General features: G+C 68.2%; 3 protein-coding genes, 1 rRNA gene and 2 pseudogenes. All 6 read left to right on the forward strand.

What is annotated here, in order from left to right; all coding sequences use genetic code 11:
• Positions 1–66: ribosomal RNA gene (gene rrf, locus AC068A_RS37085) — 5S ribosomal RNA — on the forward strand; the annotation flags it as partial.
• Positions 67–183: 117 nt separating this feature from the next.
• Positions 184–540, forward strand: a complete 357-nt coding sequence (locus AC068A_RS37090) for a hypothetical protein (protein WP_478590703.1) — start codon at positions 184–186, stop codon at positions 538–540.
• Positions 537–827, forward strand: a complete 291-nt coding sequence (locus AC068A_RS37095; RefSeq protein WP_478590704.1) for a hypothetical protein — start codon at positions 537–539, stop codon at positions 825–827. The genes AC068A_RS37090 and AC068A_RS37095 overlap by 4 nt, the downstream gene beginning before the upstream one ends.
• A 1,344-nt stretch (positions 828–2,171) precedes the next feature.
• Positions 2,172–3,023, forward strand: a pseudogene (locus AC068A_RS37100) (IS110 family transposase); the annotation flags it as partial.
• 207 nt (positions 3,024–3,230) lie between these two features.
• Positions 3,231–3,551 (forward strand): hypothetical protein, encoded by a 321-nt coding sequence (locus tag AC068A_RS37105; protein WP_478590705.1) that lies wholly within the window; start codon positions 3,231–3,233, stop codon positions 3,549–3,551.
• Positions 3,552–3,563: 12 nt separating this feature from the next.
• A pseudogene (locus AC068A_RS37110) lies at positions 3,564–4,079 on the forward strand (transposase); the annotation flags it as partial.
• Positions 4,080–4,692 lie beyond the last annotated feature (613 nt).

The following is a 4,692-nucleotide window of genomic DNA, read 5'->3' on the forward strand; positions in this document are numbered from 1 at the left end:
GCTAAGCCTTTCAGCGCCGATGGTACTGCAGGGGGGACCCTGTGGGAGAGTAGGACGCCGCCGAACAATCATTGCGGGAAGCCCCGCACCAACCCTCTCGGGGATTGGTGCGGGGCTTTTCTGCGTTCACCGGCACCCCAGCAGTCCGCTCGGTATCCTGGCCGCGTTCCCCCGGAGGAGTCGATGACAGCACAGCAGGTGGAAGACGGCGGCCCGCTCATTCCCCAGCCGGCCATGACGCGGGAAGCACTGCGGGACGCCGTACGACGGATCGACATGGCGAGCCTTGCCGTGCTCGACAGGGAATGCAACGAGGCCTTCGACCGGGCAGCCGAAACCGGGGCGATCAACCCCCTGCGGTTCTTCCTGATCAAGTGGGCCACGCACGTCGCGATCCACCGCTGGCCGACGCGGGCAGCGGCCTTGCGCGAAGCAGAACGTATCGCAGGCGACCCCGCCTCCACGGAGCAGGAGTTCACGGCCGCGATGGCGACCAGCAGCCGCATCCTCGCCGAGGCGCAGCGGGAAATCGGTCTGTGAGCCCGCGGGGCGAGGGCGTCGAGAGCGACAACGGCTGGGCGTGGGAGTGCGACCCCAGCCGGGTGTGGGTCCTCGGAGACATGCCGACGGCGCAGCAAAGCCTCGTGAGCGCAGTCATGGACGGCCTGGTGGACCTGGCCTCCATGGGCATCGACCCCAAGGACGGCAGCCTGTACGAGGACCCGAACCCGATGCGGCTGCGTACGTACGAGGACGAGCACCTGATGCTCTGGTACCAGACCATCCCGCACCGCAGCCGCGTCTACCTCAAGCGCGTCAACCTCTGACCGGCCTCCCGCGCCGGGCCCGGGCATCCGGCCCGCACCCGTCAAGCAGCAGCCACACAGCTGCACTCCGGCGAGCGAGACCTGACTGACCCGCCGCCCCGCCTGGTGGGCCCTGTCGACCAGGCGCTCCTGGCTCAGTTCGCCGGATCCGGTCGGCCCACGGGCGCGGAGCGGGTTCGGGTGCGGTGGCTGTCGCCGGGCAGTCGTGGAGGAGGGCGGCGAAGGACTCGTAGGCGGAGTCGTCGGAGAACACGCGCAGAACTCGGTCGCGGTCCGGCGACACGATCACGTAGTGCCGGGCGAGGTACGAGAGGCCTCCCCACGGCTCCAGGCCATGGGCCCGCGTAAGAGTCCGGCCACAGCACGTACAGGTGACCCACGGGACCAGGAGCAGCTCCGCCAGCTCTTCCCTCGGCCTCCATGGCGGCCCCGCTGATGGCCGTCTCGGGCTCGAGGAGCTGTACGTCGGCCTCTCGGCCGTCTCCGCGGCACTGGACGATCTGCGGGGTGAGGTTCTCCCGTTCCCTCCAGGTCTGAGCGACGGCGGCCAGCTCTGCCCGCACCGTCTCACTGACTGCCAGCTCCTCGTCGAGGAGGCTTGCGACGAGCAGCCCCAGCCCGGCTTCCTGTTTTCCGATGGCCCAGCAGCCCCTGACCCCCTGCGCGGCCTCCGCCGACAGCAGCGGAGGCCAAGCGGCTTCGGCGAAGTTCGCTGCCTGTCCCTTGACGCGTGCACGTTGACGGGTCAGGGCCTAGTCGACGGCGTTGCCGACTGCTTCGGCAGTGGTGGACGCGCTCGGGGTAGCCCTTGATGTCGTTGAACTCGGGGCTGCGCGGGGCCTCAGGTGGAAGAGTTCGATGCCGATGGCGGCCAGCTCCTGCCGCCATCCTTTGAAGGCCCGGGCCGTTGGAGGTCGCGCGGCGTCTGCGGGTGAGCCGGAAGTCGGCCTAATCCGTGGTTGAGAGCGGACCGGCTGGAGGAGAACCGGGTGGGCGGTTCGAGCGCCAGGGGCGTCACATCTGGCTTCACCCGGGGCTTCACCCGGGCTCGTGAGGCCTCCCCGTAGATCGGTGGACGGTCCTGGTGCTCGCCTTGGATGTGACGTGTTGGCGCTCGTGGACGCCGGGCGGATGCTTGGGTACGTCACGGCTGCGATGCCTAGGTCCAGAGCGGCACTGCCTGCATGGTGACCTCTCGATACGCCCGAGCTAACCGAGCTCCCGCATAGACCGAGGCCCGTGGGGTGAGCTGGTGCCACGAACGGCTACTGAGGCGGCGGACCGACGCTCACGTCGAGCCCTGGGATCAGGTCGCTGCATGGTCCCGCATGAGCTCGTGACCAAGCCAAGCAGCACATCACCGATGACGCCGCCGGCTACAAGATCATGCTGGGCTTGCTCGCCGAGTACGGCGACACCGAATCCCCCCGATCCCGGACGCGATCGAGACCTCGCGTGGTCTGCTCGTTTGCGGTGCTGAGGACCGGCAAGCGGCAGGTGTTCGCGATCAACCCGATGGCTGCCGCCGCTACCGCGACCGGCACTCCGTCTCGCGCAAGAAATCCGACCCAAGAGATGCTTTGGTCCTGGCCAATGTGCTGGCCCACCGGCCGCTTCCCCAGGAAAGCGACCTGGCCCGCGCCGTCGCCGTCCTCGGCCGCGCTCAGCAGGACGCCACCTGGAACCGGCAGCAGATCGCCAACCAGCTCCGCTCCCTGCTGCACGAGTACTACGCAGCCGCTCTCGCGGCCGTCGAATCGTGGAAGAACGGGCTCTGCCGGCCCGAGGCCCACCAGCTCCTCAAGCTGGCCCCGACGCCGGCCAAGGCCGCTCGCCTCACGCTCAAGCGGGCCGGTCGTCAGCGGGGCATCGCCGCCGGCGCCGAGCGGCTGCGTGAAATCTTCCGAACCGAGTGGTCCCACCAGCCGCAGCTGGTCGAAGACGCGCTCGGCAAGCAGATGCTCGCCCTCCTGGTCCAACTGGAGGCCGGTCGCCTGCACCGCCGCCGACAACCTCGCCGAGGCATCCCCTCAGCACCCGGAGGCTGAGACCATCCTCGGCTTCCCCGGCCTCGGCACCCAGCTCGGCGCCCGGGTGCTCGCCGAGATCGGCGACGACCGGCAACGGTTCGCCGACGCCCGCGGCCTGCAGGCGTATGCCGACGCCTCGCCCATCACACTGGCCTCCGGCAAGAAGGCAAGAAGTCGAGCATCACCCGCCGCTGGGTGAAGAACGACCGTCTGAATGCCGCCACCTCTTCAGGCTCTACTACTGCTTCGAGCACGGCGAACGGTTCGACGAACTGGCTGCCTTTCCCTCACCGCCCTCTGCGACTGACAGCAGCCGCCTGACCTGCGGCAACGCGTCTTGCTGACGTCGCCCACAGCAGTCAATCATTCGCAGATGAGACCCGAAGTTCAGACGTTCGTCGCCGCTGGCCCCCTCCCCGACTGGGACGCCGACGAGGAGGAGATCGACCGGCGAGTCAAACAACTTGAAGCCATCTCCGCGCCCGTCACAGCCGACGAGGCGCAAGCCCTGGCTGCCTGCTTTGGCCCCGATGACTGCTACGGCGTCGCCTGTTCGCTGCTGCACCTGATCGAGACCAGCCCGGGTCCGGTGCCACTGGTCACGCCGCCCGGCCCCAATGCCGACGACTGGCACCAGACGCTCTGGAACCAATGGGGAAACCGCGAACTCACAGGCGAGGACTTGACTCGTTAGAGCCCTGAGGCGGGCTCACCCGGCGGCCGCCCAAAGGACGCACCGGGGCCGAGCGGCCGCACACCTGTCGTGACGGTCAGCGGGCGCCGCTCGGGGCGCCTCTCAGTGGCCGGGCTGATCGTGCGCCGCGGCTCCCACACCCGGCTGCGCAGCCACCCCGCAGGCCGGGGAAGCGCCGCAGCATGGGTGAACGCGACTTCATCGTGCTGATCGAAGGCGTCCACCAGCTCGTCAATGCGCCGATCGTGTTGGTCTGGGACCGGCTGAACAGGCGCGTCTCCCCCCAGATGCAATCGCTGATCGCCGAGCGGTCGTGGCTGACGGTGTTCCTGCTGCCCGCCTACTCGCCCGACCTGAACCCGGCCGAGTGGAGTGTGCAGGCGCACGCACGTCAAACGCAGCCTGGCCAACCTCGCCGTCATGGCCGTCGACCACCGGGAAGCCCTCGTCCGCAACCGACTCAAGCGCCTCCAGTACCGGCCGGAAGTCCTCAACGGCTTCATAGCCGGCACTGACCTCCCTCGTGTCCCGCGTTCTCCTTCCCTGAAACCCGTACCGGTGGAGCAACCCGGTCAGCCAGGCCGCGGACACCCGCATCGCCCGGCGGCCAGCCAGTCGCACAAGGCCAGGGCCGTCCATGTCCGGCACCGCCGGACATGGACTCGTTCAGTAGAACGGCCGGCGCCCCGCGGGCCCCGCGGGTGATCGGGGGCGGGGCGGCCGAACAGCAGGCGGGGCCGGGCAGGAGGCAGGCCTGGACGGTGCCTGCAGAGGGGTACGGCGGCGACCTTTGACACCCGTCGGCGCAGGTTGTAGGATGTAGCGGTTGCCTGGAACGGAAGAGTTCGGCGACAACCCACAAGCAAGATCCTCACACCCGGTGAATCTGATTCCTCGGGTGTGCAGTCGACTCCTCCCTCAGGAATCTGAAGCCGGGAAATCCGGTGGAAAACTTCTGATAGAGTCGGTCTCGCCGGAAAGGGAAACGCGAAAGCGAGTTCCTGGAAAGCGAAACCCGCTTCGACCGGGAATCGGACACAAAAGAGTCTGATAGAGTCGGAAACGAAGAACGAAAGCCCGGAGGAAAGCCCGAGAGGGTGAGTACGAAGGAAGCGTCCGTTCCTTGAGAACTCAACAGCGT

The sequence above is a fragment of the Streptomyces sp. NPDC043854 genome (assembly GCF_056436005.1).

What these genes read in the sequence shown, in the direction of transcription:
- AC068A_RS37105 (WP_478590705.1), top strand. Translation starts at nt 3,231, where the DNA reads ATGAGACCCGAAGTTCAGACGTTCGTCGCCGCTGGCCCCCTCCCCGAC.
- AC068A_RS37090 (WP_478590703.1), top strand. Translation starts at nt 184, where the DNA reads ATGACAGCACAGCAGGTGGAAGACGGCGGCCCGCTCATTCCCCAGCCG.